Annotated in this window: 12 protein-coding genes; 2 read left to right on the forward strand and 10 right to left on the reverse strand. The window is 37.4% G+C overall.

The annotated features are described in order from the left end of the window. Positions 1-13: 13 nt before the first annotated feature. Positions 14-1024: an ABC transporter ATP-binding protein gene (locus BN1609_RS05820; protein ID WP_088810411.1), complete on the reverse strand. Its 1011-nt coding sequence runs from the start codon at positions 1022-1024 to the stop codon at positions 14-16. A gap of 138 nt (positions 1025-1162) precedes the next feature. Between BN1609_RS05820 and BN1609_RS05825 the strand changes: the two genes are divergently transcribed. After that, a complete protein-coding gene (locus tag BN1609_RS05825) occupies positions 1163-1510 on the forward strand; it encodes a DUF4440 domain-containing protein (RefSeq protein ID WP_255377323.1) in 348 nt (115 codons plus the stop codon). 9 nt (positions 1511-1519) lie between these two features. On the opposite strand, the gene BN1609_RS05830 is transcribed toward BN1609_RS05825, so the two are convergent. Together BN1609_RS05830 and BN1609_RS05835 are read right to left on the reverse strand one after the other, a co-directional pair. After that, positions 1520-2083, reverse strand: coding sequence for a DUF2975 domain-containing protein (locus tag BN1609_RS05830; protein WP_088810413.1), 564 nt, complete (start codon positions 2081-2083; stop codon positions 1520-1522). Between the two features lie 15 nt (positions 2084-2098). Continuing rightward, positions 2099-2431 (reverse strand): nucleotide pyrophosphohydrolase, encoded by a 333-nt coding sequence (locus BN1609_RS05835; RefSeq protein ID WP_088816053.1) that lies wholly within the window; start codon positions 2429-2431, stop codon positions 2099-2101. Positions 2432-2587: 156 nt separating this feature from the next. Between BN1609_RS05835 and BN1609_RS05840 the strand changes: the two genes are divergently transcribed. Beyond that, on the forward strand, positions 2588-5059 hold the full coding sequence (locus BN1609_RS05840; RefSeq protein ID WP_088810415.1) for a YfhO family protein: 2472 nt from the start codon (positions 2588-2590) through the stop codon (positions 5057-5059). Between the two features lie 24 nt (positions 5060-5083). Here the strand turns inward: BN1609_RS05840 and BN1609_RS05845 are convergent, their stop codons facing one another. From BN1609_RS05845 to BN1609_RS05875, 7 genes are all read right to left on the reverse strand, one after another. Continuing rightward, on the reverse strand, positions 5084-5539 hold the full coding sequence (locus BN1609_RS05845) for a GNAT family N-acetyltransferase (protein ID WP_088810416.1): 456 nt from the start codon (positions 5537-5539) through the stop codon (positions 5084-5086). Positions 5540-5562: 23 nt separating this feature from the next. Continuing rightward, positions 5563-8403, reverse strand: coding sequence for a DEAD/DEAH box helicase (locus BN1609_RS05850; RefSeq protein WP_088816054.1), 2841 nt, complete (start codon positions 8401-8403; stop codon positions 5563-5565). A 24-nt stretch (positions 8404-8427) separates the two neighbouring features. Beyond that, entirely contained in the window at positions 8428-8814 is a 387-nt protein-coding gene (locus BN1609_RS05855) for a (deoxy)nucleoside triphosphate pyrophosphohydrolase (protein ID WP_088810418.1), read from the reverse strand. A gap of 167 nt (positions 8815-8981) precedes the next feature. Further along, positions 8982-11528 (reverse strand): metallophosphoesterase, encoded by a 2547-nt coding sequence (locus tag BN1609_RS05860; protein WP_088840632.1) that lies wholly within the window; start codon positions 11526-11528, stop codon positions 8982-8984. Further along, a complete protein-coding gene (locus BN1609_RS05865) occupies positions 11529-12809 on the reverse strand; it encodes a methyltransferase domain-containing protein (protein ID WP_088810420.1) in 1281 nt (426 codons plus the stop codon). It abuts the gene before it with no gap. A gap of 66 nt (positions 12810-12875) precedes the next feature. Beyond that, positions 12876-14924, reverse strand: coding sequence for a TerD family protein (locus BN1609_RS05870; RefSeq protein WP_088840633.1), 2049 nt, complete (start codon positions 14922-14924; stop codon positions 12876-12878). A gap of 145 nt (positions 14925-15069) precedes the next feature. Next, entirely contained in the window at positions 15070-16281 is a 1212-nt protein-coding gene (locus BN1609_RS05875; protein ID WP_088840634.1) for an RtcB family protein, read from the reverse strand. Positions 16282-16284: the final 3 nt, after the last annotated feature.

Genomic DNA, 16284 nt, shown 5'->3' on the forward strand with positions numbered 1-16284 from the left:
ATTTGGAATTTGCTCAAACGTTTTGAATTGGTACTTTTTCGTTTGCATCTGCTTGGCTAGTAATCTGCGTTTGTGGTGTACCGTCGGCGAACAAGCCGATGAATGATGTGCCACTTGCAACTAAATAGCCGAAGAAAATCGTGAGTGCGGCAATAAAACACGCAATAAATACGTTTGTTTTTGAAATTGTTTTTTGATTTGGCTTTTTGCGTTCCTCGGAAAGACCTAGGCCAATTTTTTGTTCCTCGCGACGATCCTCGATATATTTTTTCTTTGCCTCTTTGGTAATGCTGTTATACCAATTAACAAAATTGATATAGGACTCCGAAACGGTTTCCTTATCGCCATCTTCGCGAATACGACCATAATGCATCCACACAATACGATCACATAAGTTTTTCACTTGTGTAATAGAATGACTGACAAAAATAATCGTTTTCCCACGAGCTTTAAATTCATTGATTTTATCAACACATTTTTGATAAAACGTTTGGTCCCCGACGGATAACGCTTCATCAATAACGAGAATATCTGGGTCTAAATGGACCGAAATGGCAAAGCCAAGACGCGATTTCATACCACTCGAATAGTTTTTAATGGGTTGGTTGATGAAATCTCCAATGTCCGCAAAGTCAATAATGGACGGAATTTGCGCTTCAATTTCTTTATTCGTCATGCCGTGCATAAGGAGTTTCAAACGAATATTTTCAATTCCAGTAAGCGGACCTTTAAGACCTACTTGAATCGCAATTAAAGATGCCTCACCATTAATTTCTACTTCACCAGAAGTCGGCACGATAACGCCCGAAATAATACTTGAAATGGTTGATTTCCCAGAACCGTTAATTCCGATAAGTCCCACTGTTTCGCCGTCACGGATTTCGATACTTACATCACGGAGAGCCCAAAAACTATCGGTTTTTTTATTTAAAAGCGCCGCAGTAATCTTTTCTGTTTTATTTTTAAGTAAATCATATTGTTTTGTGACATGTTTCAGTCTGATTTTAACAGGTTTATCTGTCATTTTTATTTCACCATCCGGTAATTTACTTTTTTATAAACTGACATTCCTATTTTACCTAAAGTGGCGGGGAAAGTCTAGGAAGATTCATTTAGAAAGTGCTATAATGGGCTTAAAATCTGGGTTTTAGAAAGGAAAATAATGATGCCTATGCAAGAATGCAACTTTTATGAACTTGAAATGACGCATTTAAACGCCGAAAATCGTTCAACTATGACTGAAATCTTAAATCTGTTAGACGAAAATTACTTGGAGTTTGGTAAATCTGGAAATAAAACGCAAAAAAAAGATTATTTAAATGCCTCATTGCCGGCTGATCAATATGAAATTTTAGAGTTTGAATCGCATTCATTAGGGCAAAAAAGCCAACTAACAACTTATACGCTACTAAATCATACAACAAATGAAACAAGCTTGCGTAGCAGCATTTGGAAATATCAAAATGGGCACTGGAAATTATATTTTCATCAAGGAACGCCTGTAAATTAACAGATACGCCTAGTTTTGCGAGTCTGATTTCTCCTGAAGCAATTTGTCTTTCAAACTTTTTTCCACATTGTTTCCGTACACGAAAACTTCTGCCAAAATGAAAAATGCAATCGCTAATAGGAATGTGATTCCGATTGACAAGGAAAAATAATAGCCGGGGATAAAAATCGTATGTAAAAGGGAATATAAAACTTGTGGGATAATGGCGTAACAGAGCGTTAATGTTGCGATTTTCTTAATACGCTTGACGTTTCTCTCACGAAACGGTGTTTTCCCTTTTGAAAAGCTTCTAAAAATTTCACTTGCTAGCCATAATGCACCAACTAGGAATATTAAAGCGATAACGGCAACAAAAAAGCCGATACCAGCTTCAAGTGCTACATTTGTTTTTTCTGCCGCAACTGAAGAAGACATAGTAAAGCTAAAAGGGCTATTTTCATCAGGAAAATCGTTAAAACTAACTTCTCCCCCGTTTAGCAACATCGTTCCGCTTACGATTAATGTACCCGCGTAAATTATCGCTAACAATTTCAAAAATGCATGCAAAAAGTAACTCCATTTTGTTAGTTTCATCACTGTTTCTCCTTTTTAGTTTAATTCCGTATATTTTTGACGGGAAACCTTGCTTTTTTCTATAGGATATTTTGCTTTATTCTTCTCCAATTTGGCTAAAATTAGTTCCTCAATATTTAAATTTAAATCAGCTGCCAACATGTAGCTATAAATTAAAACATCTGCAATCTCATCACGAATATTTCCCATGTTTGCTTGAATAGCTTCCTCGCTCGTTTTCCACTGGAAATTTTCAAGTAGCTCTGCTGCTTCAATCGACACCGAAAGCGCTAAATCCTTAGGCTTATGAAACTTGCGCCAATCGCGCTCTTCGCGAAAATCATTAATTTCTTTCATCACATCACTCATTTTCAATCCGCCCCTTTTATTTTTATTATAACAAAAATGCAGAACTACAAGATTACATTTTTTAAAACGTGGTAAAAATGTAATATGTTGAGCAAACTATAAAAATGAGATGAATGTAACTTCTCACAGATTTTAAAAATTTATACGAGGTGTGTCATGAAAAAAATAATTTTTTACAGCGGGAGCTTTTGTATTCCATTCGGCATTTGTTGTATCGTTTTTTATTCGCTGCACATTGTGCCCTTTGGAGATCAAGCATTTTTAGTGAGTGACATTGGTTCACAGTACATGCAATTTTTGCACTTATTTCATAATTTTTTTACAGATGGATTTAGTCTTTATTCTTTTTCAAATGGTATTGGAGATTCTGTTTTATCGCTTAGTGGCTACTATTTGGCAAGCCCTTTCAATCTGATTAGCCTCATGTTCAACGAGGCGAATATGCCGATTGCGCTATCTTGGATGATGATTTTAAAAATTAGTGCGATGGGCTTTTCCATGAGTTATTATTTAGCTAAACACTACAAAACGACCAGTTATTCCATATGGTTATTCTCTACAGCGTATAGTTTTTGCGGTTTTACCATTGCCTATGGTGTGAATTATATGTGGCTGGATGCACTGGTTTTGCTGCCTTTTGTTGTTTTAGGGCTGGAGAAAATTTGGCTTTTGAACCGCGGGACTATGTACGTGATAGCACTTTTTCTTACCATCGTAACAAATTATTATTTAGGTTACATGGTATGCCTTTTTGCGGTTATTTACAGCCTTTATTTGTACGCAATCCGCTATAAAAAACGGGAGGACTGGCGCTTTCGCACACTGCTTTCACGAGGGAAAAAATTTGTTTTTTGTTCGCTTTTTGCTGGTTTAGCGACGAGTTTTATTTTAATCCCGTCTATTTTAGGGATGCTGAATACGGAAAAAACTAACTTTGCGTTTAGTACACTTTTACCTTATCCAAAGTTCTTTGTTTCTTTCTTGTCGCAATTCGGAGTAGGGACAATTCGGTTTGATTCGCGGCTTGATCACTTACCTACCATTTATTCAGGAATATTGATCACTTTATTTTTCATCATGTATTTTTTAATCCGCAGCATTCCTAAACGAGAAAAATTAATTGGTGCTTACTTATTTCTCGCGATTTTTGCTACATTTATCATCGAACTTTTCAACACAATTTGGCATATGTTTCAGGCGCCTGCTGGCTTTCCGTACCGTCAGTCTTTTATATTTAGCTTTCTAATTATCGCATTTGCCTATAAAGGTTTTCTTCATTTCAGGAAATCTTTCGAATCGGTTTATCTTTTTCGGGCAGCTGGAATATTTATCGGCATTCTTATTGCTGGAGAAATCGGGCTGGGCTTTCAAAATCTCGTTTTCAAGCAAGAACCATTTTTTGAAGCACAACAAGTGTGGAGTTTACTAGCGTCAGTTGTTTTTATTGGCATTTATGTTCTTTTGCTACTACTATGGGCACGAAAAAAAGCCAATTGGCTCCTTGTTTTTCTCGCACTTCTCCTTTTCTTTGAATTAGGCAGCAATTATCGAATGGGTCTTCAAGATGTAGATTTTGGTAAGCAACATACTTTTTCAACTTTCTCAAAAAATATAGCTTCCTTTATGAATAAACTTAATCCAGGCGATGAACTTTTCAGGGTTCAAACTAAAATTCCAGGCGCTAAATTAGGTTATGTTGATGTTTATAATGGCTATAATGATGCGATTTCGTTCCATTACGCGGGCACTTCCGCTTACACATCAACATTAAATAAACAAACACTTGAAACGCTCAAAAATTTAGGTCTTTATTCGAAAAATGAACGGCGCTATAGTTATGTCGATGCAAATCCTGCAATGAACTTATTGCTCAATGTGCGCTACCAAATTTCCTATCAAAACGATGCTTTACATGCTGTTCAAAATGCGGAAGCAGTTGGTTCTGGCTTTTTCATCGCTGACGGCAACATAAAATTACGTGACGGCGCTGTTTTTTCAAATTTGGAGTCTGTTCTTCAAGGTATTTTACCTAACAAAGAGCCTTATTTAGTGAAAACAACAGAAGAAATCGTCACGCGTACAAGCGGCGATGTGCTCATGTACCTGCCTAATGCGGAATTTCGCGCAACTGATGAACTCTACGTAAACGGCAAATTGCATCAAACAAACATCGCGATTAACTCTAATCAGCTTTATAATCTTGGTTTCTTTAAAAAAGGTGAAAAAATCTCGGTTATGTTTAAACCGAAAAAACGATTTTCAACTGAGAAAATGGCATTTTATACTCTGGACGAGGCCCGCTTTCAAAATCTCACCCATCATGTAAACTCCGGAGCGCTTCAATTAACGGAAGAAAATGGCGACCATTTGAGTGGCACTGTCACCGCGCCAAAAGGCAAAAAAGAGCTCTTTTTATCCATTCCGTACGATAAAGCTTGGCAAATTAAAATTGACGGAAAAAACACAACAACTAGCCAAGTAATGGGCAATTTCACAAGCATTTCAGTCCCGGAAGGAAAACATCAAATTGCGCTTAGCTACCGTCCGAAAATTGTTCCATACAGCATTTTATTTTCTATTCTTGTTATTGTCGTTGGGCTAATTATTAGACGACGCCAAAAAAAATGACTCCCTACGTTTAGGGAGTCATTTTTATAAATTTTCGCTTTCATAAATTCGCGATTTTTCACCCCACGGATGATAACCATCACCAATATAGCGAAACTGCTGTTTTTCATAGTAGCCAATCAAATTCGTGCAAAGATAGATTTTAGGAAATCCTAATTGTTTCGCCACTTCTTTCGTATGATCGATAAGAAGCTTGGCGTAATTTCTACCCCGATAAGTTTCTTCGATATACAGTGCGCATAGCCACGGGTACAAATCCATTCGGCTAATAAAGTCATTCGTGATAAGACCGGCGCAGCCGATAATCTGCTCCCCATCATAGAGCAAGAACCATTGCGGCAGCGGGCTTTCTGTCTGCATCGCATGCGTTAGACAATCCTCATAAATCGTGCTAGTATCCTCATCGGCCCATTTTGATTGGAAATACTCAATTGCTGGGCGGAGGATTTCGGGGTGGGTGCGAATGGATTTTAGTTGCATTTGGAGAGCCTCCTGACTTCTAATTATAAATTCCTTGTTAACGAATGATATAGTGACGGCTCTATCTCATTCTCCAATTTCAACAACATATTAACGATGGGCTTATCATCATGAATTTCTTCCTTAAAACTATCTTTAATTGGACTACATTTTCCTAAATAATAGAATTCACTTTTATCAGATTCATCTTTTTTTATAAACAAATGCATTTCAAGGTTTTCTTTTTCAATATTTCTAAACTGCATAATATCTTTGGAGTTTAAGTTTCGTTGCGTTTTAGAGTACCAACTTAATACATCAGGAGCAATTAATGTATCTTTATATTTATAATCTATGGCATCTTTTTCATACGTCACAAAGATTGGACAGGTATTATGCTTTATCCTATATCCGTAAATAGTTGATGACTCATCTTTACTCCAATTCATTAATCTACAGAAATCTTTTCTTGTATAGCGTTCATAAAGTGAGAAACTGCCACCATTTTTGTATCGTTGCCCTCTGCAAAGTCCTGTTTCAATAATATCATCTACTAGAATGCGAAAACTTGAATCACCTTTCATTAGCGCTACCATTGTATCCGATAGTTCTAACTTCTCACTATCATTTTTAAGCAAAGAAATATGTCTATATGGATTTTTATTATCTGATTTGAAAAACTCGAATGTTAACACAGATATTACACTAGAGATAACAGCCTCATCATAGGCAATCCCTCGACTCTGCAATAATGAACTAATTTCTTGCTTAGGTATAAAGCTATATTCTATTAAGTATTTTAGCACTATTAATTCATGCGTTCTTTTACCTGTTAAGAGCTCTTGTGTCAAGAAGTTTAAGATTTCCTCACCTTCACTCTCAACATAAAAATTCTCTTTCATAGTTTTTAAAAAGGCATAATAATTCTTTTTCTTACTCGCAATTATGATTGGGTCTATAGAATCATTCTCAATAAAATCTTTGAGTAGAGGTACTCGATTTAACCTATATTTTAGATCTAAAAATAATTCTTTGAGTTCTTTCATTGAATCTAATGTTGCTACCGTTATAGCTTCATAAACTCGAGCTTCTGCAATTCTCTCAAAATTGATAACAGATACTCCCGAGAGTACTGTTTTGCTCAAATAATCTTTGAGATTTCCTTTATTTAGAGACTTATCTCCATTCAAAGCTATTGGGATTAAGAAATTATTTTTGTAATTTCCAATAAAATCTATTACTGTAAGAAATTCTTTCTCTGGATACTTTCTTAACCCTCTACCAAGTTGTTGGATAAAAACAATGCTAGATTTTGTATGGCGTAACATTATTATCTGATTAATACAAGGGATATCTATTCCCTCACTAAACAAATCAACTGTTACAATATAATCTATTTGTCCCTCTTCTAACTCACAAATTACTTTTTCTCGTGTTTTAATGCTATCTTCACCTGTTAAAGCTTTAGTCTTTAGTCCTCTTGCCGTTAATTCTTCTGCCAGTGACCTTGCTTCCTCTTTTAGACTACAGAAAATTAAACCATGTACTTTATCCCCATCAAATCCATAATAATTAATCTTTTCAATTATATGCTCAACTCTCTCTGATTCAATTAAATTTTTCAGCTTTGTATTATCATCCACTACTACACCATCTTTTTCATAATCAACTACCCCAAAATAATAAAATGGAACTAGCATATCAGCTTCCAATGCTTCTTGTAAACGGATTTCATAGGCTACATTGAAATCAAATAAATCATAAATATTCAATTCATCAGTACGCTCGGGAGTTGCCGTCATTCCTAAAAGAAATTTAGGGTTAAAATAGTTTACAATATCTAAATATGAGTTTGCTGCAGCCCTATGTGACTCATCAATGATAATATAATCAAAGTATTCTTTTCCGTAGTAGGTTCTAACTTCTTCCTTAGATATTGTTTGCACAGTAGAAAAAAGATATTTAGCCGTATAATCACGTTGATTACCCGTTAATATGCCGTAATCTCTCTCATCTCCACCAATAATATCCTTAAAACATTCCAAAGCTTTTAACAATATTTGCTCTCTATGGACAATGAATAAAAAACGCTTTGGCTTAACATTTTGAACGTCAAAAGCAGCTAGATACGTTTTTCCTGTTCCTGTTGCAGAAATTACTAAAGCTTTCTTTTCTCCCTGATTTCGTAAAGTCTCTAACTCAACAAGTGCAACTTTTTGCATACTATTAGGTGCAATAGTCACTTCTGACTTTTCAACTTTTATTTTACCTAATACCTCAGCCTCTATTTTTTTCATTTCTAAAAACTTTTTCTCATATTGATTAATCAAGTCAGGAGTTAAATTAACCGCGCTTTTCCATTCATCTTCAAATTGTCCATTTATTTGTTCAACAACTTTTCCGTTTTCATTCGAACTAATCTTAAAGTTCCATTCATAATTTGTCATTAATGCTGACCTTGTTAAATTTGAACTGCCTATCATAATAGATTGGTAATTCCCATGATCAAATATATACCCCTTTGAATGGAAACCTTCCGAATCAGAAATTCTCACTTCTAAATTCTTAATTTTCAAAAGTTCTCTATACATCTTTGGACTATTAAATGCAAGATAATTTGAAGTAATGATTCTGCCTTTTACACCCTTAATTGCTAAGTCATATAGTACTGTTTTTAGTGCCGCTAACCCTGCATAAGAAATGAAAGCAATTGTAAATGAAAAATTTTTACACACTTTTAATTCAGACTGAAGAACTTCTAGAACTGTTTCATCAGCTTTTTGATTATTTATCACCAATCTAGGCGATAGTCTATTTTGTATGTAATCTTGGCCATCAATTAGGCTGGATTGAATCGATTCTTTTAAAGCTTCATTTATATTCATTTAGGAATCTCCTTCAAATAGATGTTATCCTTTAATTCTAGCCACTGCTTCCAAATCTGCTGGTGCCCAATCAATTAAATTCAGTTCATCTCTATCTAACCATACAATTTTGTCATGGTCATTTAATTTCATTTCTCCACTAATTATTTTTGAATAAAATACTGTTAAATTAACATCACCAAAGTCATATGAATAAGTACTCGAACAAATTTCTTCACCTATCTCTAAATCTACATTCATTTCTTCCATTATCTCTCTCTTTAACGCATCTCTAGGCAATTCATTTTCCTCTATCTTTCCACCTGGGAATTCCCACAAACCGCCTAAAGATTTATCTTTCTTTCTTCTCGCACACAATACTTTATTTTCTTTTATAATTGCTGCCCCAACAACATTGATTTTTTTTTTCATATTTTTTTAAGCCCTCACATTTTCATTTTATATTTATTATAACAAAAAACTTCCATTTTGCAGGTCAAATCAAATTTTTTATTAATTTTTGAATCACACAAAATCCTTTTGCTTTTAATTGCTTAATTAAAAGCAAAAAAGCGTAACTTCTCGTTACGCTTCATAAACTACAACCGCGGATCAATCTCCGCTTCCTTCATCGTTTCAAACAACATATTAATAGCGGCCGCTTTATAAACGTCATTGTGCTCCGAAATTTCTGCTAGCGGCACATCGAGCATTTCTTCACCGTACTTATATTCCGAAATCGATGTTCGAAGCTTTTGTTTAACTTTTTTGTTGCGTATTAATTTGGCATATTTTCCTTCAAAATGATAGTCGTAGCCGTAAATTAAGTGTAAATAGTCCTCATTGCGCACTTTCATTGCGGGAGCTACATTTTCCACTTGCTTTTCTGGCTTTATTACAATACCTTCCATTTTTTGGTCGAAAGTATAGGTTTTAAAGTAGTCTGCCGCAATTTGTGAGGCATCCTCATTTTGGAGATTAATCGTGACAAAAGAGTCGTCTGATAGCACAGCATACATTTCTGAAGTTGTTCCTGCCCAACGTTTTTCGGTACCATCATTTTGAACCATCTTTAAAATAGAAAATGGTTTGAATGTCATTTCTTCAGGTGAGCCGTATAATTTTAATTGTTCATCAAATTTTTCTGCGGCTTTTTTCAGACTTTCCGTCGCAACATAATTATTTTTTAAAACTAGGGCATTTTTAAACGTTTGATAGTCACCACTTCCATATTTTTCAATGAGATTTTTTTTACTCATTTTCACTTGGTCGTATTCAAAATCGGTTGCTTCCATTTTCTGAATCACCGCCTGAAAGGCTACATCATATCCTGCTTCAGCCAAAATATCCAATTCGGTATGTTGCGCGACACTAATTGGTGTGTATTTCTCATCAATTAAACCTTGTCCGAGAATGTGCCATGGCATGAGTTCGCCGTCCAAAATGAGCCATGATAAATCGTTTTTTTCAAAAATATCATTAAACCGCGTTTTTAGCGTAGCGAATAAATCATTTAGACGTTCGTCGCGGATTTTAAAGCCGTTACGGCTAACCGCGTAGCTTTTTTTACTGTTTTTGTGCAAATAAATATTGCAACGGGAGCCCATGTATTTAGGCTGTAACGTAATTTCGCAGCAGTCTTTAGAGCGGAAATAATCAAGCGCTTTGTCTAACGACTCAAGTTCATTTTTCTCTGCATCACTTTCAGCGGGCGCAATTGTTCCTGAAATGAAATTAATTTTTTCCTCTGCCACGTACGCTAAACGCTTCGCATCTGCCGTTGTTAGTTCAGCTTCCGACACTTGTTTTTGGCGTTTAAACAAAGTAGGCAGTTGCTCGGTTTCTGCGTTGTCGCTTTGTACGGACTGATACGACAAACGATAGTTCAGCGTCACACCCGTCAGCGAGCCACCCTGCACACATCCCGTATCAACATGAATATTATTTTTTATGCGAAAAGCCTGATTTGAAGCGATGTGACCGAAAAAGTGGTACGGGTGAATCGATTTCGCCTCATCTCTCAAAAACGACAACTGCTCTTCAATATTTTCATCTCGGAATAAACGGAAGTTGCGCATCTGCCGTTTTGATTCATCGTCGAGCTTGCCTAGGAATTTCGTTTTACACGGCGCATGAGTTGCGTAAAAGCTTGGTTGTCCTTCTCCAATGACACGATAAAACGGCTGCGCCTGTAAAACAAGTTCAACAAATTTCGCATAAAGTTCTGCATCTGAAGAGAGTACAGGAATTGAATCAAAATAGTCTCTTACGAGCGTTTCGTCCGCACCTTGAATTTTCTTTTCAATATATTTATGCACAAAATTTTCATGATTGCCTAAAACAATGCGAAAATGCGTTTTATTTTTATAAAGAAACTCGACCATCGCGCGCGTATTTTTCCCCTTGTCGATAAAGTCGCCAAGCAAAATAAATTCGTGACTTGGTTTTTCGACAATCATTTCATCCGCATCAAAAACGAAATTATATTTTTTCAAAAGCGAGATAAGGCTCGTTTTACACTCATGAACATCCCCGATAAACGTGTAGGTTTCGTCTGGCGGAAGAAGCGTACCAAGCATTTCCTCATAATTTGAAATCGCCACATCTAGTTTCTGCACCGGAAATCTTACCCGGTGAACAGCCTGATAATTTTCGCGTCGTAAAACGGGTAATACCTCACGCCGCAAACGTGTAATATGGTTCGAAATAATAGTTTTACTTCGTTCCGTTCGAAAATAATCAGCGCGATTTTTATAATCAAACAGCACTACTTCCACATTGTAATGATTTTCTACGGCAATTTTTCTTATTTGCTCGCGAAATTTATCGGAAAGTCCCGTTGAATCAATAACGACGAAATCGGATTGAATCGGAAACGATGTCGCAAGTCTCAGCTTTTCATACAAAAGAGAAAAAGCTTGCTCACTGCTCTCGAGCATGACTCTCGCATATTTGTCATGCGCATGCCCCAGTAAATCTTGGCGAATTTCATCTGAAGAAAGATAGCTGATGTTCATAAAATAGTTCTTCTCCGGTACATCTTTACGGAGTGCCGGCATCAAAAATTCCTTCGCAAATGTCGTTTTCCCACACTCACTCGGTCCAATCATCAAAAAAATCGTATGTAAACTCGTCCTAAGCTCCATCTATTCCACCTCTTTTCTATAAATAATTGCACCGCTCGACGTACTAATACCGTTCACTTTATCCCCTATTTGGAAAAAATCCACTTCAAAACGGTTAGACCTCCCGACAATTTCGCGAAGCCAATCTTGAAATTCTTCAGCAGAACTTTCGAATTTATGGTCCGTATGGCGGAACGCATCTTCCAGTTCATAAAACGCATTGAAATCCCGATTAGGCGTCGTCACAATAAAATGTTCGAAATCTGTACTATTTAAAACTTGCGTCACCAATTTGTCAGCCTGCTTTATCGGCATATGCTCAATCACTTCCGTAAGCAGAACATCCACTTTTTCAGTCGGCGCATTTTCTAAAAAATGTTCGAATGATTCGTACGTACCGATATTTTCAATTTCCTCGCGGCTCGCCCGCTTTTCAACGTGCCTTAGCAATTCGGTATCAATATCAATCGCGTAATAAAAATCCGTGTCGGCTAGCTTTTTCGCAAATGGAATCGCATAAAAGCCTTCCCCACAACCAATATCCACAATGGAATTGGAAAAATCAAGCCGCGCTAAAATGGCGTTACGACGCTGCAAGTGTGTGCCACCAAATTGCAACTCGATATCGTATTTTTCAGTCGCTTCCAATTGTTTTTTAAATTTTTGAAACGTTTTCGGACGAAAAAGGAAGTTTTGCGCGAATAAATAGCGAATAAAATAAGGCACATCTAAATCGATGAGGAACTGAATGTATTTTTGAATTAAACTATCCTCCACTTGGATGGACTCTTTACTATTCATCGCTAGGAACAAGCAAAATACATTAGCTAACTTTAATAAGTCGCCTAGTGTTTCCTCGGTTTCAATTGCCACTTCATAATAATTCTCTGTCTTCTTCACAACCGTAAAATCATAGTTCTCAAAATGTTGTTTAAAAAATCGCAAATAATGTTCTTTTCGCGCATAAATCATTGAAAAAACAAGACGATTTTTAAAACCTCGTGTATCTTGATCGTTTTCTTTCGTATAAACACTCCTAAAAAAGTCATTTGTCATCTGCAAATAAGCAAATGGGCTCGTATATTTCGATAGGTTTAAGTAATCAAAATCCGGTTCATTTTTCCCCTTAAAAGAAATTGTGTTTTGCGCATCTTGAAAAAAGACGTGGTATGTCCCTTCAGCGCTAAACCAGCCTGTCGCAATGCCTTTTCGAATGCCCCGAAAAACCATACCAGAAGCTGGATTTTTCTTAATCAGAAATGAAAATGCCGGATTTGTGCTTTTCAATTGAATAATTGCCATGATGTTCTCCTTTTTCTTTTTAGTATAACAAAATAAGACTAGCAGCACCCATATTTTTCGATGCCGCTAGATAAATTCACCCATAATTTTTTCGAAATCGCTCGCTTCCACATTGCCGCCCGCTCCAAAAATAACATCAGCTTCTTCTCGGTTTAAAACGAGTTCGCCGCGAGCCTTCCCGTGCAAGCAAAACAAATCATAGAGCGTTGGCTTTTTAAGTGTCGTCATAGCATAAGTGATTGCCTCAATCCCCGTTAAATGCGTATGGATATTGTTTGGCGCTCCCTCCTCATACCCCAAACCTAAATCACACCAAACGAGCTCTTGTGCTTCCAAGTCAACAATAAATGGCATGACCGCCATCTGTATAGATGTTAAGTCAAACTTTTGCGACACCGTTTTCGGTTCGAAAATCTCACCTGACTCGCTATCCGTTCGGTTCATCAATCCGACAAAGCATTCCTCTAATTCCGAATACGGGATTCTTGAAAAACTATTGATAGATATCGCTGCATATTTCGCGCCAATTTTCTGAGCTCTTTTCAGTTTTATATCAATAAATTCGGAAGCCCCATCTGGCGCAGACGTAATATCACCACTATGCGTCATTGTATGCGCCGCATCTCGCAATTCATAATACGAACAGTAAGACACTTGACTATAATTTTCATCAAAAAGCATTACCGACGAATCAATATCCACCATGTCACCTTTCCAGTAAATAAACAAACGCAAAATCGGATGCTCCTCAAAATTCAGTTTGATTCTTGAACCACGGGCAAATTGCTTCAAACTTTTATTCGTGGAGCGATTCGCAAACGGAACCGTGTAGTTTTTCAACTCCTCATCAACAAAGACTTTTCCCAAATAATCTTTTTGCGCAAACTGCGAAACTAACGCATCGTCGCAAATTTGAATGACACGCAAAGCCGTCTGCATGGCGATTTTGACACGTGTTTCTTCCGTCACAAAAACTTTTGCTTTTTGACCTTTTGGGAAAAAAATACGCGCCGCCTGATTTTTCGTACGGCTTTCAAAATGGCTGCGCATGTTAAGCAAAATCGGCACCGACGTGCGAGTTGCCACTTGCTTAAATGCGTGAAACAGCTGGTTTTGTTCCGCTTCATCGAAAAAAATTCTAAGCAGATGATCGAAACGGCGCGCAAATTCGCCTGGGCGGGATTTTAAAAGCGAGATTGCTTCCGCCAAATTAGATTCAGCAAGGGCACACTCTACTTTCCGATTAAACGTAATGACTTTTTCATTGTTTCGTATCACATCAAATCCCGCCGCTGCGTGCGGATATACGTTCCGATATTCAGAAGGGTGCAATTTCTCACCAAGGCGAATGAACGCCCGTTTGTGTCGGCGCATATCCTCCGTTAAATTGGCTGTTTGATTAAGATTTTCCAGCATTAAACGGCGCATTGGTCTTTTGAAGGTAATAAAGCGAGTGGGTTCAGCAAGCGATGTATCGCCGTCTGACAAGCTAACCGCAAAGCGAAGCACATCCGTTGCCGTTTTCATTTCCGCCATCAAAGCTGCCGTGTCCAACTGGTATTTAAGACACATTTTAATTAGAAAAGCCAAATTTTCTTTTTGTGTCACATTTTCAAATTGAGCTTTCCCACCAAAATTTCTAAGTAAAATTTTCAAATCGGCTTTATCATGCCCACTGAACGCTTCCTTGCTATGAATCAGTTGGTTGGTGAGCTTTATCATGTCCGCTTCACTGACAAATTTGATTTCTTGCAACTTGTAGACCCCGTTTAGTGCTGCACGCGTTTCTTCTTTATCATTTGGCAAATAGGAACCGAACGTCGCATAATGCAAAACGGCTTTCCCGTAAAGTTCCAAATCGTCCATTTCCGCCACTTGTTTTGGGAAATTTTTATGGAATGCTTTATGATTTTTCACGCCTTTTATTTCATACATCGCTGCCAAGATCCCTTCTAAATGTTCATTAGAAAGGCCTTCTATTAGCTCGATTGAAACAGAATAGCCTAATTGCGCAGCTTTTGTTAGAAACTGTTCTAATTTTTTTGTAGTGACCTCACTATTTTTTATTTGAGGTAAATAAATTCCGTTTTGACGTCGAATTGTTAATTCATACATGTTGTTTCTCCTTTTTATACGGAGGAAAAGAGGCGAACTAGTTCCTATAGAAGGAAGTCCGCCAAGAGCCTCCAAATTTCGGTAGCTGGAAATGCAATAGACTAATTGAGGTTAAGAAGGAAGTCTATCTGGAGCCAGCTTGTTTTTACCCTTTTATGACCCCTAGTGTGTGTAGTGTTTTCACGATTGCGACGAGGTCTTTTTGGTTTTGCATCACTTGGTCAATGTCTTTATACGCGTAGCGGCTTTCTTCAGCTACATCTTTTAAATTGGTTTTCCCAAGTGTCACTTGTTGGTTTTCTAAATCTGCCAATACTTCTTTAGCTGGGAAATTCGCTTTTGCTCGTGTTCTGGAGTAATTTCTGCCGGCGCCGTGTGAGGACGAATGGAAGCTTTCTTTACTCCCTAGTCCCATTGTAATGTAGCTTTTTGAGCCCATTGCGCCTGGAATTATACCTAGTTCGCCGTTTTTAGCACTTGTCGCGCCTTTTCGGTGAACATACACTTGTTCGTCGTAATGCGTTTCAAGCGAAGCATAGTTGTGGTGGCAATTAATCCGCCCTTTAAATTCGACCGTTTGATTTAATTCTCGCTGCACAATTTCACGCGTGATTTCCATCGTTCGGTTCAACATTGTTTCGCGGTTTAAATACGCGTAATCAAGCGCGAAGTTCATCCATTCAATATAGGCGCGCCCTTCTTCGGAATCAATTGGTAAGAAGGAAAGCGCGTTTTCTGCCGACAAATTGCTGTACCATTTTTGGTTCGCTTCTTGCGCAATTTTATCAAAATGCGTACAAATTGCGGCACCAAGATGGCGGCTTCCAGAATGGAGCATAATACATAAATAGCCTTTTTCATCTTCTTGGAATTCAATGAAATGATTCCCACCGCCTAGCGTTCCAATTTGATAGTACGCATATTCAATTGTTTCGCGCACATTTGGAAGCGCCTCATAAAACGTCATTTTTTCTGCTCCATCCAGTTGCTCGGAAATTTGCTTCTCGCTGTGCTTCCCTTTTCCAACCGGAATTTTTTTTAGCGTCGTTTGAACAAGTTGCGGCATAATTTCGCGCACATCGCGTGCTAAAATATTCGTTTCAATAAAACACATCCCGCACCCAATATCCATTCCAACCGCGTAAGGCACAATCACATCTTTCGTCGCCAAAACCCCGCCAATCGGCATTCCTTTCCCAAAATGCGTATCCGGCATAAGCGCAAGCCATTTGAACACGAAAGGCAAACGAGCAACTTCTTTCGCTTGTTCTAAACAGCCTGCCTCAATATCAGACGCGCTTTCAAGCCATATTTTAATAGGTTTTCTGTTCGCTTTTTTTTCGTAGTTGACAAACATATT

Origin of the sequence: Listeria sp. ILCC797, from assembly GCF_900186185.1 — a bacterium.
Lineage (GTDB): Bacteria > Bacillota > Bacilli > Lactobacillales > Listeriaceae > Listeria > Listeria goaensis.